Consider the following 24,384-nt stretch of genomic DNA (forward strand, 5'->3'; position numbering starts at 1 on the left):
TTGGACAATGCAGCAATAATACGACCAGAGCAGGTGGCGCAACGATGATCCGAATTTTGACCGTGGTGTCCGCACTGACGTTCCTTGCTGCTTGTGGTGACGGACAACCCTTGATCGACACGCCTGCACCAAAAGGCGCAGACGACGCGGATCTGGACCTGCCACCCGGCACGGAAAACGTCACAGCATCATCGGACATCTTTCGCTTCGAAGCACCAAACGACGACGGCGGCGGTCTGGTCACTGACGTTTCCTATAACGCGAAAAACGATACGTTCAGCGTTGATAACCTTGGGTTCGATGGTGAAAATGTTTACAGTCGCAAAGCGGCGCCGCTTGCCTCATTGGGCAGCACGCGGATCTACGAGGCCGACGTAGAGGTCGAGGATTTCCTGACCGGTGACGCCGTCGGGCAGATCGTGCCCTATATCGCGCTTTACGGGGTCAGCAAGACAAAGGTCGGGGACGAACCGCAGACCAGTTTCGCGATCGTCAGAACCGGCGGTTACGCCGGTTATGGATTCGGTGGTTTCGTTTATGAACGCAACGGCGGCACCGTGCTGCCAAGCGCAGGGCAAGCGACGTTTTCGGGCGATTATGCGGGGGTCCGTGTGTTTGCACCGTCGCGCAGCACGATTGAATATGTCACCGGTGATATGACGATTGATATCGATTTCGAGGATTTCAACGCCAATGATGCTGTCAAAGGCCGGATCACCGATCGTCGCATTTTTGACGAAGACGGGGTTCGGATCGTGACAGGGTTCGATGATGGCGATCTGCAGACGCCAAACGTGAATATCATCATCAGAGAAGGGACAAAGTCGCTGAGCTCTGCCGGGGAAATCGAAGTCAGCCTGAACAATTTCATCCGTGACGAAGACGGCAAGCTGGTTCAATACGAAACTGGCAAATTTACCGGGATCGTCGCGGGCGACACGACCAAAGGAGATGGCGGCCAGATCGTCGGGATCGTCGTGCTGGATTCCGAAGATCCCCGTTTCGATGGAGACATCACGGTCAAGGAAACCGGTGGCGCGATACTTTACCGATGATACGTTTTTGTGCCTTCGCGGCGGCCCTGCTTCTTTTGCCCTTGGCGGCACAGGCACATGACGCGCAACTGAGCGTCGATCAGACCCGTGCGCTGGCCATTGATCTGGCGAATGCCGGTGATCTTGCCGCGTCGCAAACTGTGCTGGATGCACTGCTGGCACGCGATGCGCGCGATGTGACGGCGCTGATTACCGCAGCCCGCATTGCGTTGGCGCAGAACCGACAGGACGATGCTGTCACGCTGGGGGCACGCGCATATCGTGCGTCGCAGGACAGCGTTGAATCCTATGTTGCAGCCCGGCTGGTCGCGCGCGCGCATGTCGAACAACGCAATGACAGCCGCGCACAGCTTTGGCTGCGCCGCGCCCGTCAATACGCCCCAGATGCCGAAACCGCCGCCGGGGTCGCCGAAGACTATGCCTTTGTCCGCGACCGCAACCCGCTATCGCTTGACCTGACATTCGGCCTTCGCCCGTCGTCCAACATCAACAACGGATCGCAATCGGAAGAAGCGTTCCTGTTGGGCCTGCCGTTTGCCCTGACCTTGTCACGCGACGCACAAGCGCTGTCTGGGCTGGCCTATAATCTAGGCGCAACGGGCCGCTGGCGGTTCCGCGAAAACGCAACATCTGCCACCTTTGCCGATATCAGCATCGATGCGACGACCTATACGCTAAGCCGGGACGCGCGCGACGATCTGGAAGCAGAAGCACGCGCGGAAGACGCGTCCGGCGACATCGACAGCGCCGCCGCCCTGCGCGACATCGAAGGCAGCGATTACGGGTTCACGCAGCTGTCCTTTGGCCTGACGCACCGGGTTCAACTGACGCCTGATCTGTTGCCGACCACGCTGGCCGCGCGCATCGGAACCAGTTGGTATGGCGGCGATCCTTATCAACATCTGATCGATGTCAGTGCCGGGCAATCGCTGGCGACCAGCCAACGGTCACGCCTGCGCCTGACCGCAGGGGCGCAAAAGCAATTTGCGGACGACAGTTTTGACGATGTGACAAGCTTTCGTGTCGGTGCGACCTACAGCTATGTCCTGAATTGGGGGGATCTGGTGGCGGTGTCGGTCAACAACCGCGTCAGCCAGTCCGACAACGTGGAACGCGATTTTACGGCACTGCGGCTGGGGTTGGATTACGACCTGACCGAACCGGTGTTCGGGGTCCGCTTGGCATTTGGTGTGTCGGTCGAAAACCGTGGCTACGACTTTTCGCGCCTGAACGCGGGGCCACGCGACGATCTGACTGTGGATGCCAGGGTCAGCGCGCAATTCAGCCAAGTGGAATACTATGGCTTCCAGCCTGTCGGCACGCTGGAAATCAGCCGCACCAGTTCAGACAACGCGCTGTTTGACCGGGAATATATCAGCCTTGGATTTGATCTGCGGTCTGCGTTCTGACGGTTGGCGGGTTCCGCCTGAGCACTAGGTTTACCGGCAGACATGACACAAAGGAAGAACAATGCCTGTTAAGTATCTGCACACGATGGTCCGGGTAAAAGACCTGGAAAAGACGATGACCTTTTTCAACCTGCTGGGCCTGCGCGAAATCCGCCGCCGCGATGACGAAGGCGGTCGGTTTTCGCTGATCTTCATGGCGGCCGAAGGGGACGAAGATTGCCCTGTCGAACTGACCTACAACTGGGATGGCGACGATGCCCTGCCCGATGACAGCCGCCATTTCGGCCATCTCGCCTATAGCGTGCCCAACATCTATGAGATGTGTCAGCACCTGATGGACAACGGCGTGACGATCAACCGTCCGCCACGTGACGGCAACATGGCGTTCGTGCGGTCGCCCGACAACATCTCGATTGAGCTGTTGCAGGACGGCGACGCGCTGGCCCCGGCAGAGCCGTGGAAAAGCATGGAAAACACAGGGCACTGGTAATGCAATGGGGGTTGATCGCAGGGCTGACCCTTGCGGCGGCCCCCGCAGATGCCTGTCGGCTTGCGCTGGTCTTGGCCATCGATGTGTCGTCGTCGGTCGATGCGGCAGAGGATGCATTGCAGCGTCAGGGGCTTGCGGCAGCGCTGCTCGCCCCCGATGTGCAATCCGCTTTTTTCGCGTCGCCTGATCCCGTGGCATTGCATGTCTTCGAATGGTCAGGCCGGTACAATCAGGTCACGCTGTCCGACTGGCGTCTGATCGAAGCGCCCGACGATCTGCGGATGGTCGCAGACGCCGTATCCACCAGCACACGCAGTTATGACGATTACCCGACCGCCCTTGGCTATGCGCTAGGACATGCGGCGGTGGTGTTGCAACGCGGCCCGGATTGCCTGTTCAAGACGATCGACGTCGCCGGTGACGGCATCAACAATGAAGGTTTCGGTCCGGCAGAAGCCTATGCCGCCTTTCCGTTTCGGAATGTGACGGTAAACGGGTTGATCGTGAACGCCGCCGATTACGAAGGCGAGGTCAATCTGATCCCGTTCTACACCGAAGAGGTGATCCGCGGTCCCGGTGCCTTTGTCGAAATTGCCAACAGCTTTGCCGATTACGAAGCCGCGATGCGCCGCAAACTGGTGCGTGAACTGGGCGTGCAGATGTTGGGCGGGGTGCCGTCGGGCGCGTCGGGATGAGGTGGCTGGCCACCGTACTGGTGGTGATGCTGGGCCTTCCGGCGGATGCCGCCTGCCGTCAGGCGCTAGCGATGGGTCTGGATGTCAGCGGATCTGTCGATGACACCGAATACAGGTTGCAGCGCGACGGTCTGGCAGACGCATTGGGCCGCGACGCTGTGCAGCGCGTGTTACTGGACAGCGGCGCGCCCGTCCGGATCACCGTTTTTGAATGGAGCGGGCAGAACGATCAGGCGGTTCTGGTACCGTGGACCGCCATCACGGACGCCCTTGTATTGGCCGCCCTGCAACAGCGCATCCGGTACGCGCCGCGCGGGGCCCTATCACCCACGACAGCGTTGGGGTCCGCGATGCTGACAGGGTTTGAACTGCTGGATAAACAAACCGATTGCTGGACGCGGACGCTGGATATTTCCGGCGATGGGCCGTCCAATACCGACCCACGCCCGCAGGATATCGGTATCGACCAAAGCCCTGCGGATGTCACGGTGAACGGCCTGACCATCGGCGCAGACACCACAATGGGCCATGACGAAAGCGCCGCTGATATCAAAGAGCTTTCGGCCTATTTCAAAACCTATGTGATCCGGGGGCCGGGCGCCTTTGTCGAAACGGCGCTGGGGTTTGCGGATTACGCCGACGCGATGGAACGCAAATTGCTGCGCGAACTACGTGCAGTTGGGCTAAGCGCGACACCAGCCACGTCAACGCAATCACCGTCGTGAAAAGCCCCGCCCGGCAGATGCGGGCGGGGCGACCCGTCAGTTTTTGTTCATCCGGTTCGCGATCAGATCGTCGACAACTTCGGGTTCGGCCAGGGTAGAGGTATCGCCCAGCGCGCCGAAATCATTCTCTGCGATCTTGCGCAGGATGCGGCGCATGATCTTACCCGACCGCGTCTTTGGCAGACCGGGGGCGAACTGGATCAGATCGGGCTTTGCAATCGGGCCGATTTCGTGCCGCACCCAGTCGGACAGGTCCTTGCGCAGTTGCTCTGTCGGTTCTTGCCCGGCCATCAGCGACACATAGGCATAGATCCCCTGCCCCTTGATGTCGTGCGGGTAACCCACCACCGCCGCTTCGTTTACGGCCTCATGCGCGACCAACGCGCTTTCGACTTCTGCCGTGCCCATGCGGTGACCGGATACGTTGATCACGTCGTCGACGCGGCCTGTGATCCAGTAATAGCCGTCGGCATCGCGGCGGCACCCATCGCCCGAAAAGAACATGTTCTTGTACTGACTGAAGTAGGTCATTTCGAACCGTTCGTGATCGCCCCAAATCGTACGCATCTGGCTGGGCCAACTGTCAGCGATGCACAACACGCCTTCGGCTTCGGTCTGGGTGACCTCTTTGCCCGTTTCCGGTTCCAGCACGACAGGTTTGATGCCGAAAAACGGCAGGGTCGCAGACCCCGGTTTCGTCGCTGTCGCACCGGGTAGCGGCGTCAGCAGGTGGCCGCCAGTTTCCGTCTGCCACCATGTATCGACGATCGGGACATTCCCCTTGCCGACGACGTCGTTGTACCAATTCCACGCTTCGGGGTTGATCGGTTCACCCACGGTGCCCAGCACCTTGAGCGCGCTCAGATCGTATTTTTCGACAAAGGCGTTGCCTTTGCCCATCAACGCCCGGATGGCTGTTGGTGCGGTATAGAACTGGTTGACCTTGTGTTCTTCGCACACCTGCCAGAACCGGCCTGCATCCGGATAGGTCGGCACGCCTTCGAACATCACGGTGGTGGCACCGTTGGCCAGCGGCCCGTAGACGATATAGCTGTGCCCCGTGACCCACCCCACATCGGCAGTGCACCAGAACACATCGCCGTCGTGATAATCGAACGTGTATTGATGCGTCATCGACGCATAGACAAGATAGCCACCCGTTGTGTGGACAACGCCCTTTGGCTGCCCGGTCGAGCCGGATGTATACAGGATGAACAGCGGGTCTTCGGCGTTGACTTCGGTGGGCGGGCAATCGTCGGAAACGTTTGCCTCCATCTCGTGCAGCCAGACGTCGCGGCCATCGACCATGGCGATGTCGCCCCCGGTCCGTTTGACGACCAGCGCTTTTGTATCGACAGTGATTTTTTCAAACGCCTTGTCTGCATTCACTTTTAGCGGGGTATTGCGCCCGCCGCGCGGCGCCTCGTCCGCCGTAATCAGCACCTTGGCTTCGGACCCGTTGACGCGCGCGGCCAGCGCATCGGCCGAAAATCCTGCGAAAACAACCGAATGGATCGCCCCGATCCGCGCGCAGGCCAGCATTGCATAGGCAGCCTGCGGGATCATCGGCAAATAGATCACAACGCGGTCGCCTTTGCCCACGCCCATTTCTTTCAGAACATTGGCGAATTTAGACACATGGGCGTGCAGCTGCTGATACGTGATATGCTGTGCATCGGCATTCGGATCATCAGGTTCCCAAATGATCGCGGTTTGTGTCCCACGCGTCGCCAGATGCCGATCAATGCAGTTGGCCGCAACGTTCAGCGTGCCGTCTTCGTACCAGCGGATATCAATGTTGCCGGGTGCGAAACTGGTGTTCTTGACCTTGGTATAGGGGGTCATCCATTCCAGACGCTTACCATGCTCACCCCAGAACGCGTCTGGATCAGCGACAGAGTCAGCGTACATTTTATCGTAGCTTGCCTTGTCAGCATGCGCGTGCGCGGCCATTTCAGCGCTGGGCGCATATGTCTTTTCGGTTTCGGCCATGTCAGGTCTCCCCCCCGTTTTGCCTATGAGCGTCACCGACGTTAGCCGGGTCACATTCTGCGTCATCATGGGCAAGACCGTAGGAAATCCAAGCGGATGACACCAGACCGTCCTTGGTCGTGTAAACAAGTAGGACCATGACGGGCATCGTGGGTAAATTTATTTACTACCAACGGTCGATTGCACCTGCAGACGCAATTGACGTGCTTGGCGCTGCTGTCGGCAACCCAATCACTCACATTAATGCAATCTTTACCATCAGGCGCGAATCCTGACGTTGTTGGAGGTCGCTTATGAAATTTCGATGTCTGGTGGTGTCGTGGTTGCTGTGCATCTGCAATGCGGTTGCGGCCGGTCCATGGGCACGACAGCAGGACCAGACATTCATCGCCATTGGCGGTAACTTTTTGCTGTCAGAGGGTGCAGAATTGCCAGTGCACTATGATCCGACGCTTTATGTGGAATACGGTTTGCGGCCCGAACTTACCCTTGGGTTCGACTTTCACTCTGCGAACAAGGGCGACATTTTGTCGGGATTCACCTTTGCCCGGATTCCACTGGGGGATCCAGAAAATGCGCTGAAAACAGCGGCGGCATTGGGCGTCGGATTTCGTCGCAACAGCGACACAACCGAAGAACTGCTGATCCGCCCCGGTTTTTCACTGGGGCAATCGCTTCCGTCGGGCTGGCTCGCGTTCGATGGCACTGTGACCTACGGTGCCATCGATTCAAAGTGGCGTCCAAAAGCCGATTTTACATGGGGGCAGTCGTGGTCCCCACGCTGGACCACGACGTTTCAGGTGCAAACCGGCATGGGGTTTTCGGACGACCACTATGCAAAGGTCAGCCCGACCATGATCTACACGGCGAACGACCGTTTCAAAATCAACTTTGGTGCCGTCAGGGGATTGACCGGTGACAAGGGCAGTGCCCTGAAACTTGAAACATGGATCACTTACTGAAACCGATCAGACGGGATTATCCATCCGCACCGTGAACCGCACGGCGCCCCGGACGCTTTGACCAAATGACAGGCGAATATCCCGATTATCGGCGTTAAAGCTTGTTTCGATCCATGGCACGTCGCTTACCGTCGCACCGGACCCTGTCCGCAACGCCTGCACCAAAGCAAAGCCATCGACGGTCCGTGCATGCCCCTTGAACGGCAAATACGGGTCCGTCCGGGCGACCCAACTGGACGACGCCGTATTCTGGGTATGGATCAATGACGCCGGATTATAGACCGGTTCGTCGACCCCGTTATAGGCGTTGCTGTCGAAAGACACCTGCCGCATCCGCGTCAAATCCAACCCCGCATGGGTGGTGTCGACACCTTCGATCCGGTCGATCTTGCCGTTGACGGCCCGAAACACGTTTCCGACGACAGCAAAGCCCTGCACGAAATGACCCGGTCCATAGGGTTTGACCCTGATGAAATTGAAGCCCGACGTGACATTGATGGAAATGAAATGGTTTCCGGTGATCGTCAGCCCACCAAACGAAAACTGGTTGGCGAATTCCGGTGTCGATTCATATTCGTTCGTCCACTCGATCCAGCCGTTGTCGATATAGTTACCCGTGACGACGGACCTGCAATTCGGTGTGGCAAAGATCAGACCGGCAACACGCACGCCACCGGTTTCGCTGTCGCCATTGAACCAGTGGTTCGCCGTGATGGTCGACCCACCACCACCGATGACGGCAAAATGTTTGAACAAGGCGCAGCGATTGTCCCTGATCTTGACGTCTTCGGCGTTGGTGTTGAACGCAATTGTTGTCCGATCCTGTACGCGTAGCGCCTGTTCGCTGGAATTGAATTGACAACGGTCAATCATCATGCCCTGACAGCCGCGCCCGGGCGATGTAATGCCGCGATCCTTGGGCCGCGTCTCCGCTGGCAAGCCCGGCGCACTGAAATTCGATGTCATCCAGCACGAACTGCGCCAGATCGTCGTATCCCGAGAAATCCACAAGATATTTGAAGCGTCTGAACGTAAACGTCTGCGTGCCGACTGCGTCGTACAACGGCTGGCTGAGTTCCAGTGTACGGGCCCCGACGTTAACAGAGGTGACATAGACCTCGCGCCCGACGCCGGACCCGGTCACCAGTGATCCGACAGGGATGTTTGCGATGTTTGTGACATTGGACAGGCGTTTTTCACTGCTCAGCGCATAGCTCGCGGGTGATGTCACGACGTGCGTATCCCATGCGGTCGTGTTCGCTGGCTGAAACTGACCGTTCCGCACAACCCGGCGGGTGGCATAAACGGTACGGGTCGGATCGCAGGCCTGCATGTCCAACGGTTCGGTCAGCGTTACACGGATGCCGCCCATATCCAGCGACTCGTGATCAGAAAAGTTCAGCAGCGCCTGATATGCTTTTTTGAACGCCAGTTCTTCGTCACCGAATGCCTCGACATATTTGCGCAGGTTATAACCGTTTTGCAGGATCAGGCGCTTTTGTGCAGGTTGGGTCACCGTGCCTTCGAACCGGATCTTGCTTTGGATGCTGACGTCATCCGCCAGATGGTACACGCCGCGCGGCACCAGAATTTCGCGTCCACGCGCCGCCGTGTCAGCCGCCTCGAATGCGACAGAGTCGTCGGTCACCCCATCGCCCATCGCCCCATAATCACGCACATCGACCATGGAAATCAGATCGCGCAGAAACGCGACGGTGTAATCCTCGATTTCGATATCGTCGATCCGCACCAGACCACCGGATTCACCCACTAGGTCCAGCCCGAAATGGCCGTAGATTGCGTCCTGCCACACCAGATCCACGCCCGTTCGGTCACCGGTGCCGACAATCGCGGCCACCTCGACCACCGTGCCGTAACTGGTCAGTTGCACCTGCGGTCCGGTTGTCGTGGGGACGGACGCAGCACCACCCCCTGCCCGACCTGCAAAACCCGCGATGCGCACCGCAGGCAACGGCCCGGCAATGGCCTTTACCCGCGCCGTGATGCGCAAATAGGTGCCGGGCAGCAGCGGCGTTTCCGCCATGTAACGCAGTCGTTGGACGGTTTCGGTTTTCTGAACCTCCAAGGCACCGCCGAAATCCTGATCTGACGGAACGAATACACCAGTGCCACTGGTCGCGTAGGTATCGCTACCGGGCGTGCCGTCCCCACTGGACCAAACCGAAAGCCCGGCCGCAAACGGCAGTGGCTGAAAAACGATTCCGTCGGTAATTGCCTTGTTCATACCCTATCCTTTGCGCTACCCGGATCGACCCGGTCGTCGCGCAGAGGCTTAGGTTATGGTCGGTAAATCGAACCTGTCGGGGCCGGTCGGTGCAGAGGCAACGCCTAGACCCCGACGTCCGGCATCGGCAGCAGCGACACGCCGTCGATCTTCCATCCGGCGTCCGTTTGCAGCATCGCGTATTCCAGCATGTGCAGTGTTCCAGTCGCGTCCTGTATCATCACCTGTTGGAACACACGTCCCTGTGCCTGCCGTGTCGCCACGAACCGCGCGGCTGAATTATCCCAAACCATCGGATAGCCCTGTCTGACCATCGCACCGAAATTACCGGGCGTGCCGAACAGCCCCTTGATCATCGGGCTGGCATGGGAAAAAGCGCTGTCCAAATCGCGCCCGTTAAAGGCGTCCAGTTGTTCAGAAATGACGCTTTCAATGCCTGCTTCGCTGACTTGCGGGGCATCCGGTAAGGTCTGCGCAAACGCAGCGGGCCCGGCCAGCCCGATCAGTATGGCTGTCGTCAAAACAAAACGCATCACATCTCTCCCGTGGCTTTTATAAAAGCAAACACGCGATAAACGTCCAAACAGTTTCGGGCGTTACCCCTGCTGCAATTCGCCGCGCAGCGCCGTTTCGATCAACGCTATCGTTTCATCCACACCGTATAGCGCGATAAACCCGCCAAAGCGCGGCCCTTGGCTTGCACCCAGCAACACCTCGTAAAGTGCGGTGAACCAGTCGCGCAGCGGGTCGAAGTCATGCGCCTTGCCGACGGCGAACACCTCTGATTGCAGACCTTCGGCATCCAGACCACCGGTCCAGCCACGCAGCCGCTCTGCCAGATCCTGTAACGCCGCGGTTTCGCGGTCGTCGGGGGCGCGATAAACCTTTTTGGGTCGCACAAAGTCATTGTAATACTGTACCGCGAAACCCGCAGCCTGATCCAGTTGCGGATGCGTGACCGGCCCCGCTTCTGGTGCGTAGCGCTGGATAAAGCCCCACAGCGTGTCCTTGTCTTCGGCACCCGACACGCTTGCAAGGTTCAGCAACATGGAAAACGGCACAACCATATCGGACGCGGGTACGTTATGGCCGTGGATATGGAACACCGGGTTGTTCAACTGCGCCGCGTCGTCCTGATCTGCATAGGCGCGCAGTTGCTGATGGTATTCGTCAACCGCCTTGGGGATGACATCGAAATGCATCCGCTTGGCCGTCTTGGGCTTCAGGTACATGAAATAGCTTAGTGTTTCGGTCGCCGCATAGGTCAGCCATTCGTCAATCGTCAGCCCATTGCCGCTGGTCTTGGAAATCTTGTGGCCCTGATCGTCAAGAAACAGTTCATAGGTGAAATGTTCCGGCGGACGCCCGCCCAACACCTTGCAGATCCCGTCATAGATCGGCGTGTTGGCCGCGTGGTCCTTGCCATACATTTCGAAATCCACATCCAGCGCCGCCCAGCGCGCACCGAAATCAGGTTTCCACTGCAGTTTGACGTTGCCGCCCGTCACAGGCAGCGTCACGTCGGTGCCGTCTTCATCGGCGAATGTAATCATTCCGTCCGCAGTCACCTGCTTCATCGGGACGTACAGCACACGCCCTGTCGTCGGGCTGATCGGCAGAAAGATGGAATAGGTTTCACGCCGTTCGTCGCGCAGCGATTTCAGCATGATCGCCATGATATCGTCATAGCGTGCGGCGCTGCGCAGCAGGATGTCATCCATCTTGCCACTGCGGTAATATTCGGTGGAACTTGCAAATTCGTAGTCGAACCCGAAGGTATCCAGAAAATTGTTCAACCGCGCATTCATATGCGCACCGAAACTGCCGTGCGTCCCGAATGGATCGGGCACAGACGTCAGTGGCCGCTGCATATAGGGTTGCAGTGCGGCGGGGTCCGGCACGTTGCCGGGGATTTTTCGCATCCCGTCCATATCGTCTGAAAAACACAACAGCTTTGTGGGGATATCGCTGATCACTTCGAACGCGCGGCGCACCATCGTCGTGCGCCCGACTTCGCCAAATGTGCCGATATGCGGCAGACCCGATGGGCCATAACCCGTTTCAAAAAGCACATACCCCTTTTCGGGGTCTTTCTTTTCGTAACGTTTGAGCACGCGGCGCGCCTCCTCGAACGGCCAGGCCTTCGATGTCATTGCAGCGTCGCGTAGGGTGCTCATATCTTGTCTCTCTTGTGGTCACGGCGGATTGCAGTGATGCAAGCGTCTCCCTATTGAGTGGGGGCATTGCCGTCAATAAATGCAGAACCAAGGCTTTGAAAAAGGATGTACCATGTCTGCCGATATCATGACCGCGCAGGATGCGCTTGCTGCACTGATGATTGCCGTGTCAGCGTCAGACGCGAACATCCGTACGGCAGAACTGATCAAGATTAACAGTGCCATTAACAATCTGCCGATTTTTTCAACCTACGACGCGGAACGTCTGCCCCGTGTGACCCAAACCGTTTTTGATCTGCTGGATCAGGACGATGGACTGGAAGCATTGTTCGGCCTGATCCGTGACGTTTTACCAGAACGGCTTTTCGAAACGGCCTATGCCTTGTCGTGCGACGTCGCAGCAGCGGATGGACTGATCCGGGAAACGGAAACGCGCATGCTGGAAGAAATCAGGTACGAGCTGAACATCGACCGCCTGCATGCGGCAGCGATCGAACGCGGCGCGCGCGCCCGGCATCTGACGCTGTAAGACATTCATAAAAACGAAAAAGGCCCAGTCAAACAGACCGGGCCTTTAACTTTTGGGATCGTCGCGGGATTAGTTGCCAGTCGTTTCGGCTTCTTCTTCCTCGGGCGACTGCACGTCCAGCGTCGGGACTTCTACCGTCGTGCTGTCGAGTTCGACATCACCAGTTTGAACGTCGGCTTCCGGCATCTGGCCGCCTTCGACACTAACGTCGACATCCGGCATCTGGCCTTCTTGGGTCTGCTCGACGTCGACCATGAAAAACAGAAGATAGATGATCACGATCAATACAATCGCGCCAATAATCCCAATAACGGCTTTCATTCGGTATTCCTTAGTTTTGCAGCGGCAACATTTTGTCACGGCTTTTGCGTTTTAACCGACAAGATGGGCGCTTGGTTCCAACAAAGGTAAAATATATTTGATCAGACGGACGGCTGTGATCCGGACACGGGATCAATCTTTATCCGGTGATGTCGCCGAGGATTAGCCAATGCTGCAACAGCTTTTGTTGTAACCGCTTGGCCTTGCCGTTGAATCCAGAGGCACCGGCAGGCCGTTCATCCAGCGACCCGCGAGACGCCGCACGGGCGTCGGGATCATGCGAAAAGATGGCAAAGGCCAGCCTTCTGCCGTTGCCGGTGGTGGCATAGCCAGCCAGCGCCGACACGAAATTCAACGTGCCGGTCTTGGCACTGACGGAACCGGGCATATCAGGGATGGCCCGCCTGGCATCATCCACCATCACCACCGATCGCAGCAACGGTTTCAACTGATCCGACACGCCCGGCGCCGTCAGCAACGTCATCATGTCACGTGCCGAAATACTGTTCGCGTCGCTTAATCCGGAATGATCGACAAATGTCGGCGACACACCGGCACGGTCGGTTGTCCAGTCCGCCATAAGCGACGCAGAGGTGCGTAGCTCTTGCGCCCCACCGACCCGCGTGGCCGTCGCGGTCATGCCCAACGCCTCTGCGGTCAGGTTGGTGGAATAGCGCAACATATCGCGGATGATCGGGTCCAGTGCCGCGCTGACGTGGCGAGCGATTTCGGTGCCGTCCGGCAGCTCTTGGATCGTTTTCCCGGCAGGCAGGGCAATTCCGGCGTCTTGGGCCAAGGTCCGGAACACCTCTGCCGCATAAAGTGCAGGGAAACGCACCGGCAGCCAGCGCGATCCAGCATTTCCCAACGCGCGGCGTGCCACTGTCCAATTATCGACGCCCGGACCTTCGGTGTAGGTATAGACCGGACCGCTGGTATCCACGACATCCATACGCGCAACGGTGACGGCCGGCCGCAGCGTTGCGCTACGGGCATCCAACGTCACATCGTAACCATCGCTTCCCCGCTGCCATTCAAAATACACGCGGTTAAAATTGAGGTTCAGACCACCCAGCGACGGGTTGTAGCTTAGTTGATCCAACTGTCCCGGCTCGATTTCCTTGACGCCGGGCAGCGCGCCGCCCCAGACGTGAAACGCGCCCTGCACTTCTGTCACACCGGCCGCAGCGACGGCAGCCGCAAGCACGGCCAGATCATCGGTCGCCAGACCGGGATCGCCCCCGCCAGCCAAGATCAAATCGCCCCGCAGCACGCCGTCAACGATCGGGCCGGTCGCCAACACACGGGTGATAAACTGGTAATCCGCGCCCATCGTTTCACGCGCATAAAGTGCTGTCACAGCTTTGGTGACACTGGCGGGCGGGCGCTGCACATCCGGCTCTACCGCTTCCAGAATTTCACCGGTTGCGGCATCCGCGATGATGAACCCTGTTTGCCCTGCCAGCCCTGCCTCGCGGATCAGATCGACTGCCGTGCTGCGCAAGACTGGCCGCGCTGACAACAGGGCGTCCGCGCTGCGTTGCGTGACTGGCCGCAGCACGGGGCGCAGCGTTTCTGTCGGCGCCGCCAGTGCAGCCGTAGCACCCCCTGCCAGCAAAGCGCCCAGCAAACCGCGCCGTGTCATATGTCCTGAAGATGTCATCGCTTTTGTTACCTGCCTTTGTTGGTCACGGGCAAGCTGCCTGCGGTCACATCATCGCCAGAAGCCGCAGCACGGATTGCAGAGGACGATTCCTTTTTCATTGGCATGTTCACAAAGCACCACGCCGGCGCCTGTGCCGCAGCCAACCCATGCGATTGATGGTCGGGCAGTCGCGCGGCGCGATAGACCCGCGCGGCCATGCTCAGGCGCGCGGACAGATGGTCATTCGGGCGCGCCAAAACACCAACTGGGACGTGGTTCATGATCCAGCGCCAATCCTGCCATTGATCGAACTGGGTCAAATTATCGGCCCCCATCAGCCACGTGAATCTGACGCCCGGATAACGGGCAAGCAATTTCCGCAACGTCGCGGCGGTGAACCGCGTCTGCAGCTCGGCCTCTAATCCGGTCACCACAACGCGCGGATGCTGCATTTCAAAGCGGGCCGCCGCGATCCTGTCGGCCAGTGGCGCAGGTCCATGCCGCTTCAACGGATTACCGGGACTGACTAGCCACCAGACGCGGTCCAATCCGAAACGGACCAAGGCCTGCTGCGTCAGATGCACGTGTCCCGCATGTGCAGGATCAAAGGACCCCCCAAGCAATCCGATCCGCTGTCCTGCCCGCGCGATGGGCCATCCTTGCATATTGTTGTTCCAGTCTGACTGTCCGTTTCGTCGGTAAATCCAATCCCGCCCGCTGTGACAAGCCAAACTGCATCCAGTGCCGGATTGCCCCAACCCGCGACCACAGGTAAGAGGGTGCGAATTTTACAGTCCCAAACACGGTGCACCCATGGCCAGCTATCAGTTCGTCTACTTCATGGACGGCGTGTCCAAGACCTATCCCGGCGGGAAAAAGGTTTTCGAAAACATCCGTCTGAACTTTCTTCCCGGGGTCAAGATCGGTGTCGTCGGCGTGAACGGCACCGGTAAATCGACCTTGATGCGGATCATGGCCGGGCAGGACAAGGATTTCCAAGGCGAAGCCTGGGCCGCCGAGGGCGCAAAGGTTGGCTATCTTCCGCAGGAACCCGAACTGGACGCATCCCTGACGGTGCGCGAAAACGTCATGCTTGGCGTCGCGGAAAAAAAGGCCGTTCTGGACAAGTATAATGAACTTGCCATGAATTATTCCGAAGAAACCGCCGACGAAATGGCGAAGCTGCAGGATGAGATCGACGCCCAGAACCTATGGGATCTGGACGCCCAGATCGACGTCAGTATGGAAGCATTGCGTTGCCCGCCGGACGATGCAGATGTGACCACCCTGTCGGGCGGTGAAAAGCGCCGTGTCGCATTGTGCAAGCTGCTGTTGGAAGCGCCTGACATGCTGCTGCTTGACGAACCGACCAACCATCTTGACGCCGAAACGATCGCGTGGCTGCAGCAGCATCTGGTCGACTACAAGGGCACGATCCTGATTGTGACCCACGACCGCTATTTCCTTGATGCAATCACCGGCTGGATCCTCGAACTCGACCGCGGGTCGGGCGTGCCGCACGAAGGCAACTATTCTAGCTGGCTGGAAGCCAAAGCCAAGCGTCTGGAAAAGGAAGCCAAGGAAGACAAATCCAAGCAAAAGACGCTGGAACGCGAACTGGAATGGATGCGTCAGGGTGCCAAGGCGCGGCAAGCGAAATCCAAGGCCCGGATCAGCGCCTATAATGATCTGGCCAACCAGTCCGAACGCGAACAGATGGGCCGCGCCCAGATCATCATTCCCAACGGCCCGCGTCTGGGGTCCAAGGTGATAGAGGTTGAGAACCTGAAAAAAGGCATGGGCGACAAGTTGCTTGTCGAAGGTCTGTCATTTGATCTTCCACCCGGCGGAATCGTCGGCGTGATCGGCCCCAACGGTGCGGGTAAATCGACGCTGTTTTCCATGTTGACCGGACAGTTGGAACCGGACGAAGGCACCGTGAGCTTTGGTGACACCGTCAAACTGTCCTACGTCGACCAGTCCCGCGATGCGCTGAGTGCCGATGCGACCGTCTGGGAAGAAATCACTGGCGGTGCGGAAATCATCGCGCTGGGTGACGCCCAGATGAACAGCCGCGCCTATTGTTCCGCTTTCAACTTCAAAGGTGGCGACCAGCAGAAAAAGGTGGGTCTGCTGTCGGGCGGTGAACGTAACCGCGTTCACATGGCGAAACTGCTCAAGGACGGCGGGAACGTGCTGCTGCTTGACGAACCGACCAACGATCTGGACGTCGAAACACTGCGCGCGCTCGAAGACGCCCTGTCAAACTTTGCTGGCTGTGCAGTCATTATCAGCCACGACCGCTTCTTCCTTGACCGTCTTTGCACGCATATTCTGGCGTTCGAGGGCGACGCTCACGTGGAATGGTTTCAGGGCAACTTTGAAGACTACGAAGAAGACAAGAAACGCCGCCTTGGCGCCGACGCAATGGAACCCAAGCGCATGAAACACAAGAAATTCACGCGCTAATCCGGGACTGATTTCACCCCCGCCAACCCGGTTGGCGGGGGTTGACGCCCGACAGATACTTCGACCGCGCTGAAATAGAACGCTTGCTTTTCGCGGTGGAATCGCTTAGACGAAACTCGCAGACGTTACCATCTCGACCCCACTGTTCTCCTTCATACGGCGACAGCGCTCTCGATGCACTGACTACGCCACCCCGTCGCAATCCTGTGGGCGGACTACTATGAAGGAATATTCACATGGCTACTGGCACAGTGAAATGGTTCAACGCAACTAAAGGCTTCGGCTTCATTGCTCCCGATGGCGGCTCCAAGGACGTTTTCGTCCACATCTCCGCTGTAGAGCGTTCCGGCCTGAACGGCCTGAACGACGATCAGAAAGTCACCTTCGATATCGAAGCTGGCCGTGACGGTCGCGAATCGGCTGTGAACCTGTCGCTCGCGTAAGCGTTCAGAACAGTGGGATGCGCGCCTGACGCGCATCCCTACCGGCCCAACCCTGCCGAAATTGGGTTCCCCCAAAAATTTTGTTGATTTAGCGTTGCAGCCGCACATACTTGGGCATGCTACGTTACATCTGTCGACCTTGTTCGAACCAGCTCTGACGGGCCGGGCTGCTGCATGTCCGCGAGCGGCATTTGACATAAGGGACGACGACATGGCCACTGGCACCGTCAAATGGTTCAACACCACCAAAGGATACGGCTTCATCGCGCCCGACGGCGGATCAAAGGACATTTTTGTCCACATCTCTGCGGTCGAACGCTCTGGCCTAACCGGGCTTGCCGACAATCAAAAAGTCAGCTTTGACATCGAAGCAGGTCGAGACGGGCGTGAAAGCGCTGTGAACCTGTCTTTGGCAGACTGACCGAAACAGGGCGTCTGCACTACTGCTTTGCATCCACGGTTTCGGCGAACGACAAAATCGCCGGACCCATTTCTGTAACGATCTGCGCCACACCTTCGGCATTCGGATGAATGCCATCGCCTTGCATCGTGCCCGGTCGCGCGGACGCACCGTTTTGGATCGCCGCGAACCAGTTCGGGATCAATGGCACGGCGCGGCTGTCCGCCAGATCGGGATACATTCCGTTGAATGCAGCCTGATAATCCGGACCATAATTTGCACCGGCTACAATACCCACCAACATGGCCGGAACGCCGCGTTCGTCCGCCCCGGCAAGGATCGCATCAAGATTGGCTTTTGACACCGCCGGGTCCAGCCCCCTGAGATAATCGTTGCCACCCAAGGCCACGATCAGGCCATCCACATCGGGCGTCAGCGTCCAGTCCAGCCGCGACAGACCACCCGCCGTCGTGTCGCCAGACACGCCCGCGTTGACCACGGTGACCTGCGCCCCTTGCGCATCCAGCCACGCCTGCATCTGCGGGACAAAGCCCTGATCCTGCGGCAGACCGTAGCCCGCTGTCAGACTGTCGCCCAAGGCAGCGATCACAACCGGATCTGCCCACACGGGTGTGGCCAAACAGCCCAGCAAAAAGGCGTTGCGTATTCCCCGCACGGCCCCATATCCAAAGTTAATAGAATAATTAAGGCCACGCCACATGACAGACCCCGTCCTGACATTGACCGATGTCTCACTTTCACTGGACGGGAATGCGGGGCGCGTCGATATCTTGCACGATATCTCTGTCGAAGTGACGTCCGGTGAAACGCTGGGGCTTATCGGTCCTAGTGGGTCGGGCAAATCATCGCTCCTTATGTTGATGGGCGGTCTTGAACAGGCGACGGCTGGCCGGATCATCGCCTTGGGCGAACGTCTGACCGACATGACCGAAGACCAGCTTGCCCGCTTCCGCCGTCACAATATGGGGGTGGTGTTCCAGTCTTTCCACCTGATCCCGACAATGACCGCGCTGGAAAACGTCGCGACCCCGCTGGAACTGGCTGGCGTGGCCGATGCATTTGACCGGGCGCGCGCGGAACTGACAGCGGTCGGACTGCAAAACCGGTTGGATCACTACCCGTCGCAAATGTCAGGCGGTGAACAGCAGCGTGTGGCGCTTGCCCGTGCATCGGCACCGCGCCCGCGGATTTTGTTGGCCGACGAACCGACAGGCAATCTGGATGCCACGACCGGGGCCGCGATCATGGACCTGCTGTTCGATCTGCGCGATCGCCACGGATCGACTCTGATCATGGTGACGCATGCGCCGGACCTTGCAGACCGCTGCGACCGTGTGATCCCGCTGCGTGACGGGCGCCTGTCGGCATGAGCGTTGCACTTGCCATGCGCTTTGCCCGCCGTGAAATGCGCGGCGGCCTGCGCGGATTTCGCGTGTTCCTTGCGTGTCTTGCGCTTGGCGTTGCAGCAATCGCGGCCGTCGGGACAGTACGTGCAGGCATCACGGCGGGGCTTGCCGAACAAGGTGCCGCCCTGCTGGGGGGCGATGCAGAGGCGACGCTGACCTATCGCTTTGCCACCGACGCGGAACGTGATTTTTTCGGCAACGTCGCGACACAGATATCTGAAACCGCAGACTTCCGATCCATGGCCGTCGTTGGTGAGGAACGCGCCCTGACACAGGTGCGCGCCGTCGATGACGCGTATCCGCTGGTGGGCAATGTCACGCTTGATCCCCCCATGCCCCTGCCCCAGGCACTGGATGGCGCAGATGGACGCCCAGGTGCGGTGATGGAACGTGTGCTGGCCGACAGGCTTGCGCTGTCGCCGGGCGATACGTTCAGACTGGGGACGACAGATTTTGTATTTTCTGCCGTCCTTGACAGCTACCCCGACAACGGCAGCGCTGGCTTTTCACTGGGCCCGCGCAGCATTGTGCGCACCGACGACCTTGCAGATGCCGGTCTGCTGGTCGAAGGCACGATATTTGACACCAATTATCGCATGTTGCTGCCACCGGGCGCTGATCTGGACACGCTCGAAGCGCAGGCAGAAGCGCGCTTTCGTGACAGCGGCCTGCGTTGGCGCGACAGCCGCAACGGCGCAGGTGGAACAGCCCAATTTGTCGACCGGATCGGAGCGTTTTTGATCCTGATCGGGTTATCCGGGCTGGCCGTCGGCGGCATCGGCGTCAGTTCAGCCGTCCGTGCCTATCTGGGCGGCAAGACGGGCACCATCGCCACGCTGAAAACCCTTGGTGCGACCCGTGCGACAATCTTTTTGACCTACTTCATCCAGATCGGCGCGCTGACCCTTCTTGGTGTCGCCATTGGTCTTGTACTGGGCGGTGGTATCCCCTTGCTGTTGGTACCACTGATTGAAGCGTCCTTACCCATTCCGGCGGATTTCACCGTCGCCCCCGGCCCGCTGGCAGAGGCTGCGGTTTATGGCATCCTAGCAGCGTTGATCTTTACGCTTTGGCCCCTCGCCCGCACCGAACAGATCCGCGCCGCGACCTTGTTCCGCGATGCCTTTGCCAGCGGCAGCGCGCTGCCCCGCTGGCCCTATCTGGTAGTGACAGTCGCGCTGGTCGCGCTGCTGCTGGGGCTGGCGATCTGGTTTTCCGGCACAGTGTGGCTGACCCTATGGACAGCAGGCGGGATTATTGGTGCGCTGATCCTTCTTATAATTGCCGCAGCCTTTATCCGCCTGACCGCACGCAAACTGCGGATTGCCGCCCGTGGTCGCCCCGCCCTGCGTCTGGCGCTGGGTAGCATCGGCGCCCGCGGCGGGGAAAGCACATCTGTCGTTTTGTCATTGGGGCTAGGGCTGGCCGTGCTGGCGGCCATCGGCCAGATCGACGGAAACCTGCGGCGCGCCTTTACCGCTGACCTGCCAGAAATCGCACCCAGCTATTTCTTTGTCGATATCCAACCCAACCAGATCGCAGGGTTCCGCGATCGTCTGGCCGACACCGCAGCCGTCAGCCAAGTCGAAACAGCCCCCATGTTGCGCGGCATCATCACCCGGATCAACGATACCCCGGCAGAGGAATTTGCCGACGGTCATTGGGCCGTGCGCGGTGACCGTGGCATCACCTATGCAGGCGACATGCCCGATGGTACGACCCTGACCGCAGGCGATTGGTGGCCGTCGGGCTACGACGGCCCCCCGCTGATCAGCTTTTCGGCCGAAGAAGCCGCTGAAATCGGCCTGCAACTGGGCGACACCCTGACCGTCAATGTGCTGGGGCGCGACATTACCGGCACGATTGCCAGTTTCCGGGACGTATCGTGGGACGATGCCGGAATGGGCTTTGTTCTGGCCATGAACGAGGCCGCGCTGGCAGGCGCGCCGCACAGTTGGATTTCGACCGTCTATGCGACACCTGAATCAGAGGCTGCGATCCTGCGGGACATCGCCGGGGCTTATCCCAACATCACTGCCATCCGTATCCGTGACGCCATCGACCGCGTCGCCGTCCTTGTCGAAGGCGTCACAGCGGCCACACGTTATGGCGCGTTGGCGACACTGGTGACGGGCTTTCTTGTTCTGATCGGGGCTGCTGCGGCTGGCGAACGCAGCCGCACGTTTGAATCTGCTGTGCTGAAAACCATCGGCGCGTCGCGTGGAACGATTATGTTGAGTTTTGCCCTTCGCGCCGCATTGCTGGGGCTTGCGGCAGGTCTGGTTGCACTGGCCGCCGGCATTTTGGGCGGTTGGGCCGTGCAAACCTTTATCATGGAAAACGACTATACGATCATCTGGTCCAGCGCGCTGGGAATTGTTGGCGGCGGGATCGCGGTATCGCTACTGGCGGGGCTGGCCTTTGCCATCCGCCCGCTGAACGCACGCCCGGCCCGCATATTGCGGGCACGGGAATAATCGTCGCGCGATGTTACTGGCCTAAATCGCCGGCTTTTTCTGCAGCAGGGGCATCACGTCGGCCATTTCTGGCCCGCGCGCTTGCCCGGTCACAGCAAGCCGCAGCGGCATGAACAGCTGTTTGCCCTTGCGACCCGTGGCGTCCTTGACCGCCGTGGTCCACGCGCCCCATGTATCGGCGTCATAGGGCGGCTGGCCTAACAAGCCAAAGGCCTGTGACACGAATTCACTGTCTTCTTCCGCTACGACCGGTTCGCCCCCATCACGGAACAGCGTCCACCATGGTGCGATATCATCCAGCTTTGTCACATTGCCCTTTACGGTGTCCCAGAACGCGGGCTGCAGATCGGCGGGCACACCGGCGTCATCCAGCGTCGGTTTGACGTCGCTTGCTGATAGTCGTGCCAAGTGGCGGGCGGTCAGTGGCCACAGGTCTTCGAAATCAAATTTAGTGGGCGCTGACCCGAACGTGCCGATATCAAACCCGGCGACCACATCATCGATACCGTTGACCAGCACGACCGGCTGGCTGGACCCCAGACGCGTCATCAGGCTCAGCACTGCTTCTGCGGCGATACCTTGCGCGCGCAAATCGCGCAACGCCAGCGTGCCCAGCCGTTTGGACAGTGCTTCGCCTTGCGGGCCGGTCAGCAGCGAATGGTGGGCGAAACGCGGCACGGTGCCGCCCAGCGCTTTCATGATCTGGATCTGCGTGGCGGTGTTGGTGACGTGATCCGACCCACGCACGATATCGGTGATTTTCATATCGACGTCATCGACAGGCGACGCGAAGGTATACAAGATCTGACCGGTTTCCTTGATCAACACAGGATCACTGACCGACGTGCAATCAATACTGATCGGCCCCATGATCCGGTCGTCCCATTCGACGCGTTCCAGATCCAGCTTGAACCGCCAATGCGGTTTGCGGCCTGCGTCGCGGTAGGCCTGCTTTTGCTCATCTGTCAACGACAGGGCGGCACGATCATAGACCGGCGGCTTGCCCATGTTCAGTTGTTTTTTACGCTTCAGGTCCAGTTCGACCGGCGTTTCAAAGCATTCATACAACCGACCATCCGCGATCAATTGATCACGCGCTTCGTTATAACGGTCCAACCGGTCCGACTGGGCGACTGTATCGTCCCAGCTGATGCCCAGCCATGTCAGCACGTCGCGCACGCCCTCTTTGTATTCGGGTTTTGACCGTTCCTGATCGGTGTCATCGATCCGCAGAATAAACGTGCCGCCGTTCTGTCGCGCGATGGCATAGTTGAACAGCGCAGCGCGCAGGTTTCCGATGTGCAGCCAGCCGGTCGGCGACGGGGCGAAGCGGGTAATCGTGGTCATGTCAGGCGTCCTCATGCGTTGCGGATCATCTGTCACGCAGGCGACGTATTGTCCAGTTTCGCCTGCTGTTCCGACGGTAACCGCCAGACAAACAGCGCGACACTGGCAAAGGTCACCGTCGAAAACCAAAGCGCGTGTTGCAGCGCGGTCGAATAGGCGGGCACGCTTTCGCCGTTGCCACCCAGATAGCCAAAGAACAACTGCCCCATCACCGCCAGCCCCAACGCACCGCCCAACTGCTGGAAAGATTGCAGCGCGCCCGATGCCGAACCGGTATCGCCATCACTGACCTGCGCCAGCACTGTGTTGAACATAGGCGAAATTGCCGTGCCCAGACCCAACCCGCCCAAGAACAATGGCAACACAAGAGCCGTGCGCGACAGCGTTTCACCCGCATATGGCACAACGAAAGGCAGGATCATCATGCAGGCGACCAGCAACAGCCCCCCGACAGAGATGCGCCATTTCGGAATCCTGTTGCCCAGCCGACCGGCCATCACCGATGCAACCAGCACGCCAATGGAAAACGGCATCGTCGTCAGCCCTGATTGCAGTGCCGTCAGCCCGTTTCCAACCTGCAGCAGGATGGCCAAAACAAAGAAGAACCCCGGTATCCCCGCAAAGAGCAGCATCACCAGCACGCTCCCGATCATGTAGTTGCGGTTGCGGAATAACGCGACTGGCAGAAGTTGCGCGCGTCCTATCGCCGCCCGTCGCCGTTGCCACCACACAAACACACCCGTCAGCGGCACCGCCAGCGCCATCATGACGAACAACCAGACGGGCCAGCCCAACTGCCGCCCTTCGATCAACGGGAACAACACGCAAAATAACGTGGCCGCAGCCAGTGCAATCCCGACAAAGTCGATCTCTAACCCCTTGCGGCCCGGCAAGTTCGGCACGAACCACAGCGCGCCGGCGACCGCGATGACGCCAACCGGTATGTTGACCAGAAAAATCGGCCGCCACCCCAGACCCGCAATATCTGCACCGATCAATGCACCACCCAGCACAGGGCCGGACACGCTTGCCAGCCCCGCCGACAGACCGAACAGTGCAAAAGCCAGCCCGCGTTCTTTCGGCGCGAACAGCGCCGGCACGATCGCCAGTGTCTGGGGCGTCATCATCGCGCCACCGATCCCTTGCAGGATGCGCGCGGCGATCAATGCCTCGATTGATGGGGCCATGCCGCAAAGCGCAGACCCCACGGTAAAGACGCAAACCCCCGCCACGAACATGCGACGACGGCCAAACACATCGCCCAGCCGCCCCATTGGCAGCAGCAACAACGCAAATGTCAGGATATAGACCGCCACAACCCATTCGATTTCGCTGTCTGTCGCACCAAAAGCTTCGGCTAGGGATGGGATTGCGACATTGACGATCGTGACGTCCATCAGGTTCATGAATCCGGCCACCAACAGGGCGGCCATGGCTATCCACCGCCCCTGAAGCGGTTCGTCGTCATTGGTGCGGTTCATCCGGGGGCAGCCTTGATCTGTTTCACGGCATACCTAGACCATCCCCGACGATTATCACGCACGATTGTCTGTGCGGCCGTGCACAACAGGTTGTG

The 24,384-nt window shown here is 59.2% G+C and carries 23 protein-coding genes; 12 read left to right on the forward strand and 11 right to left on the reverse strand.

The window, feature by feature from the left end; all coding sequences use genetic code 11:
• Nucleotides 1-44 precede the first annotated feature (44 nt).
• The 5 genes from GZH79_RS17220 (at nt 45) to GZH79_RS17240 (ending at nt 4,374) form a co-directional block, all read left to right on the forward strand.
• A complete protein-coding gene (locus tag GZH79_RS17220; RefSeq protein WP_211644977.1) occupies nt 45-1,055 on the forward strand; it encodes a hypothetical protein in 1,011 nt (336 codons plus the stop codon).
• Entirely contained in the window at nt 1,052-2,464 is a 1,413-nt protein-coding gene (locus GZH79_RS17225) for a hypothetical protein (protein WP_211644978.1), read from the forward strand. The genes GZH79_RS17220 and GZH79_RS17225 overlap by 4 nt, the downstream gene beginning before the upstream one ends.
• Before the next feature lie 61 nt (nt 2,465-2,525).
• Nucleotides 2,526-2,954: a VOC family protein gene (locus GZH79_RS17230; protein WP_211644979.1), complete on the forward strand. Its 429-nt coding sequence runs from the start codon at nt 2,526-2,528 to the stop codon at nt 2,952-2,954.
• The gene (locus GZH79_RS17235) at nt 2,954-3,649 is read left to right on the forward strand and encodes a DUF1194 domain-containing protein (RefSeq protein WP_211644980.1); all 696 of its coding nucleotides are present in this window, start codon (nt 2,954-2,956) and stop codon (nt 3,647-3,649) included. Before GZH79_RS17230 ends, GZH79_RS17235 begins: the two co-directional genes overlap by 1 nt.
• Nucleotides 3,646-4,374, forward strand: coding sequence for a DUF1194 domain-containing protein (locus GZH79_RS17240; RefSeq protein ID WP_211644981.1), 729 nt, complete (start codon nt 3,646-3,648; stop codon nt 4,372-4,374). The genes GZH79_RS17235 and GZH79_RS17240 overlap by 4 nt, the downstream gene beginning before the upstream one ends.
• A gap of 36 nt (nt 4,375-4,410) precedes the next feature.
• Here GZH79_RS17240 and acs read toward each other — a convergent pair whose 3' ends face one another.
• Nucleotides 4,411-6,366, reverse strand: coding sequence for an acetate--CoA ligase (gene acs, locus GZH79_RS17245; protein ID WP_211644982.1), 1,956 nt, complete (start codon nt 6,364-6,366; stop codon nt 4,411-4,413).
• 293 nt (nt 6,367-6,659) lie between these two features.
• Between acs and GZH79_RS17250 the strand changes: the two genes are divergently transcribed.
• Nucleotides 6,660-7,328, forward strand: a complete 669-nt coding sequence (locus GZH79_RS17250; protein WP_211644983.1) for a hypothetical protein — start codon at nt 6,660-6,662, stop codon at nt 7,326-7,328.
• Between the two features lie 6 nt (nt 7,329-7,334).
• Here GZH79_RS17250 and GZH79_RS19355 read toward each other — a convergent pair whose 3' ends face one another.
• The 4 genes from GZH79_RS19355 to GZH79_RS17265 all read right to left on the reverse strand — a co-directional run bounded on the left by GZH79_RS19355 (nt 7,335) and on the right by GZH79_RS17265 (nt 11,750).
• On the reverse strand, nt 7,335-8,201 hold the full coding sequence (locus GZH79_RS19355; RefSeq protein WP_349291227.1) for a hypothetical protein: 867 nt from the start codon (nt 8,199-8,201) through the stop codon (nt 7,335-7,337).
• The gene (locus GZH79_RS19360; protein WP_349291228.1) at nt 8,194-9,573 is read right to left on the reverse strand and encodes a glycosyl hydrolase family 28-related protein; all 1,380 of its coding nucleotides are present in this window, start codon (nt 9,571-9,573) and stop codon (nt 8,194-8,196) included. Before GZH79_RS19360 ends, GZH79_RS19355 begins: the two co-directional genes overlap by 8 nt.
• A 104-nt stretch (nt 9,574-9,677) precedes the next feature.
• Nucleotides 9,678-10,106 carry a DUF4864 domain-containing protein gene (locus GZH79_RS17260; protein ID WP_211644984.1) on the reverse strand — a complete coding sequence of 143 codons (429 nt, stop codon included), beginning with the start codon at nt 10,104-10,106 and terminating at the stop codon, nt 9,678-9,680.
• A gap of 63 nt (nt 10,107-10,169) precedes the next feature.
• A complete protein-coding gene (locus GZH79_RS17265; RefSeq protein WP_211644985.1) occupies nt 10,170-11,750 on the reverse strand; it encodes a lysine--tRNA ligase in 1,581 nt (526 codons plus the stop codon).
• Between the two features lie 112 nt (nt 11,751-11,862).
• On the opposite strand from GZH79_RS17265, the gene GZH79_RS17270 reads away from it, so the two are divergent.
• Nucleotides 11,863-12,279, forward strand: coding sequence for a tellurite resistance TerB family protein (locus GZH79_RS17270; RefSeq protein WP_211644986.1), 417 nt, complete (start codon nt 11,863-11,865; stop codon nt 12,277-12,279).
• 69 nt (nt 12,280-12,348) lie between these two features.
• On the opposite strand, the gene GZH79_RS17275 is transcribed toward GZH79_RS17270, so the two are convergent.
• From GZH79_RS17275 to GZH79_RS17285, 3 genes are all read right to left on the reverse strand, one after another.
• Nucleotides 12,349-12,600 (reverse strand): hypothetical protein, encoded by a 252-nt coding sequence (locus tag GZH79_RS17275; RefSeq protein ID WP_211644987.1) that lies wholly within the window; start codon nt 12,598-12,600, stop codon nt 12,349-12,351.
• A gap of 139 nt (nt 12,601-12,739) precedes the next feature.
• Nucleotides 12,740-14,263 carry a D-alanyl-D-alanine carboxypeptidase/D-alanyl-D-alanine-endopeptidase gene (dacB, locus tag GZH79_RS17280; protein ID WP_211644988.1) on the reverse strand — a complete coding sequence of 508 codons (1,524 nt, stop codon included), beginning with the start codon at nt 14,261-14,263 and terminating at the stop codon, nt 12,740-12,742.
• Between the two features lie 8 nt (nt 14,264-14,271).
• On the reverse strand, nt 14,272-14,910 hold the full coding sequence (locus GZH79_RS17285; protein ID WP_211644989.1) for a nicotinate-nucleotide adenylyltransferase: 639 nt from the start codon (nt 14,908-14,910) through the stop codon (nt 14,272-14,274).
• A gap of 148 nt (nt 14,911-15,058) precedes the next feature.
• Between GZH79_RS17285 and ettA the strand changes: the two genes are divergently transcribed.
• The 3 genes from ettA (at nt 15,059) to GZH79_RS17300 (ending at nt 17,578) form a co-directional block, all read left to right on the forward strand.
• Nucleotides 15,059-16,714, forward strand: a complete 1,656-nt coding sequence (gene ettA / locus GZH79_RS17290) for an energy-dependent translational throttle protein EttA (protein WP_211644990.1) — start codon at nt 15,059-15,061, stop codon at nt 16,712-16,714.
• A 236-nt stretch (nt 16,715-16,950) separates the two neighbouring features.
• Entirely contained in the window at nt 16,951-17,157 is a 207-nt protein-coding gene (locus GZH79_RS17295) for a cold-shock protein (protein ID WP_211644991.1), read from the forward strand.
• Between the two features lie 211 nt (nt 17,158-17,368).
• Nucleotides 17,369-17,578 carry a cold-shock protein gene (locus tag GZH79_RS17300; protein WP_056036161.1) on the forward strand — a complete coding sequence of 70 codons (210 nt, stop codon included), beginning with the start codon at nt 17,369-17,371 and terminating at the stop codon, nt 17,576-17,578.
• Nucleotides 17,579-17,597: 19 nt separating this feature from the next.
• Here the strand turns inward: GZH79_RS17300 and GZH79_RS17305 are convergent, their stop codons facing one another.
• Nucleotides 17,598-18,278 (reverse strand): arylesterase, encoded by a 681-nt coding sequence (locus GZH79_RS17305; RefSeq protein WP_211644992.1) that lies wholly within the window; start codon nt 18,276-18,278, stop codon nt 17,598-17,600.
• Between GZH79_RS17305 and GZH79_RS17310 the strand changes: the two genes are divergently transcribed.
• Both GZH79_RS17310 and GZH79_RS17315 read left to right on the forward strand, forming a co-directional pair.
• Entirely contained in the window at nt 18,277-18,948 is a 672-nt protein-coding gene (locus GZH79_RS17310) for an ABC transporter ATP-binding protein (RefSeq protein ID WP_211644993.1), read from the forward strand. The genes GZH79_RS17305 and GZH79_RS17310 overlap by 2 nt on opposite strands.
• The gene (locus tag GZH79_RS17315; protein WP_211644994.1) at nt 18,945-21,461 is read left to right on the forward strand and encodes an FtsX-like permease family protein; all 2,517 of its coding nucleotides are present in this window, start codon (nt 18,945-18,947) and stop codon (nt 21,459-21,461) included. The genes GZH79_RS17310 and GZH79_RS17315 overlap by 4 nt, the downstream gene beginning before the upstream one ends.
• Before the next feature lie 21 nt (nt 21,462-21,482).
• Here GZH79_RS17315 and gltX read toward each other — a convergent pair whose 3' ends face one another.
• Complete coding sequence (gene gltX, locus GZH79_RS17320; RefSeq protein WP_211644995.1) at nt 21,483-22,808, reverse strand: glutamate--tRNA ligase; 1,326 nt, start codon at nt 22,806-22,808, stop codon at nt 21,483-21,485.
• Nucleotides 22,809-22,840: 32 nt separating this feature from the next.
• On the reverse strand, nt 22,841-24,289 hold the full coding sequence (locus tag GZH79_RS17325; RefSeq protein ID WP_211644996.1) for an MFS transporter: 1,449 nt from the start codon (nt 24,287-24,289) through the stop codon (nt 22,841-22,843).
• Nucleotides 24,290-24,384: the final 95 nt, after the last annotated feature.

The sequence above is a fragment of the Loktanella sp. SALINAS62 genome (assembly GCF_018263905.1).
GTDB lineage: Bacteria > Pseudomonadota > Alphaproteobacteria > Rhodobacterales > Rhodobacteraceae > Loktanella.

Bases quoted from the DNA above. Each gene is read 5' to 3' on its own strand.
- gltX (WP_211644995.1), bottom strand. From the start codon at position 22,808: ATGACCACGATTACCCGCTTCGCCCCGTCGCCGACCGGCTGGCTGCAC.
- GZH79_RS17275 (WP_211644987.1), bottom strand. From the start codon at position 12,600: ATGAAAGCCGTTATTGGGATTATTGGCGCGATTGTATTGATCGTGATC.
- GZH79_RS17240 (WP_211644981.1), top strand. From the start codon at position 3,646: ATGAGGTGGCTGGCCACCGTACTGGTGGTGATGCTGGGCCTTCCGGCG.
- GZH79_RS17310 (WP_211644993.1), top strand. From the start codon at position 18,277: ATGACAGACCCCGTCCTGACATTGACCGATGTCTCACTTTCACTGGAC.
- GZH79_RS17270 (WP_211644986.1), top strand. From the start codon at position 11,863: ATGTCTGCCGATATCATGACCGCGCAGGATGCGCTTGCTGCACTGATG.
- dacB (WP_211644988.1), bottom strand. From the start codon at position 14,263: ATGACATCTTCAGGACATATGACACGGCGCGGTTTGCTGGGCGCTTTG.
- GZH79_RS17300 (WP_056036161.1), top strand. From the start codon at position 17,369: ATGGCCACTGGCACCGTCAAATGGTTCAACACCACCAAAGGATACGGC.
- GZH79_RS17315 (WP_211644994.1), top strand. From the start codon at position 18,945: ATGAGCGTTGCACTTGCCATGCGCTTTGCCCGCCGTGAAATGCGCGGC.
- GZH79_RS17225 (WP_211644978.1), top strand. From the start codon at position 1,052: ATGATACGTTTTTGTGCCTTCGCGGCGGCCCTGCTTCTTTTGCCCTTG.
- GZH79_RS19355 (WP_349291227.1), bottom strand. From the start codon at position 8,201: ATGATTGACCGTTGTCAATTCAATTCCAGCGAACAGGCGCTACGCGTA.
- GZH79_RS17220 (WP_211644977.1), top strand. From the start codon at position 45: ATGATCCGAATTTTGACCGTGGTGTCCGCACTGACGTTCCTTGCTGCT.
- acs (WP_211644982.1), bottom strand. From the start codon at position 6,366: ATGGCCGAAACCGAAAAGACATATGCGCCCAGCGCTGAAATGGCCGCG.
- GZH79_RS17325 (WP_211644996.1), bottom strand. From the start codon at position 24,289: ATGAACCGCACCAATGACGACGAACCGCTTCAGGGGCGGTGGATAGCC.
- GZH79_RS17305 (WP_211644992.1), bottom strand. From the start codon at position 18,278: ATGTGGCGTGGCCTTAATTATTCTATTAACTTTGGATATGGGGCCGTG.
- GZH79_RS17235 (WP_211644980.1), top strand. From the start codon at position 2,954: ATGCAATGGGGGTTGATCGCAGGGCTGACCCTTGCGGCGGCCCCCGCA.
- GZH79_RS17265 (WP_211644985.1), bottom strand. From the start codon at position 11,750: ATGAGCACCCTACGCGACGCTGCAATGACATCGAAGGCCTGGCCGTTC.
- GZH79_RS17260 (WP_211644984.1), bottom strand. From the start codon at position 10,106: ATGCGTTTTGTTTTGACGACAGCCATACTGATCGGGCTGGCCGGGCCC.
- ettA (WP_211644990.1), top strand. From the start codon at position 15,059: ATGGCCAGCTATCAGTTCGTCTACTTCATGGACGGCGTGTCCAAGACC.
- GZH79_RS17285 (WP_211644989.1), bottom strand. From the start codon at position 14,910: ATGCAAGGATGGCCCATCGCGCGGGCAGGACAGCGGATCGGATTGCTT.
- GZH79_RS17295 (WP_211644991.1), top strand. From the start codon at position 16,951: ATGGCTACTGGCACAGTGAAATGGTTCAACGCAACTAAAGGCTTCGGC.
- GZH79_RS19360 (WP_349291228.1), bottom strand. From the start codon at position 9,573: ATGAACAAGGCAATTACCGACGGAATCGTTTTTCAGCCACTGCCGTTT.
- GZH79_RS17230 (WP_211644979.1), top strand. From the start codon at position 2,526: ATGCCTGTTAAGTATCTGCACACGATGGTCCGGGTAAAAGACCTGGAA.
- GZH79_RS17250 (WP_211644983.1), top strand. From the start codon at position 6,660: ATGAAATTTCGATGTCTGGTGGTGTCGTGGTTGCTGTGCATCTGCAAT.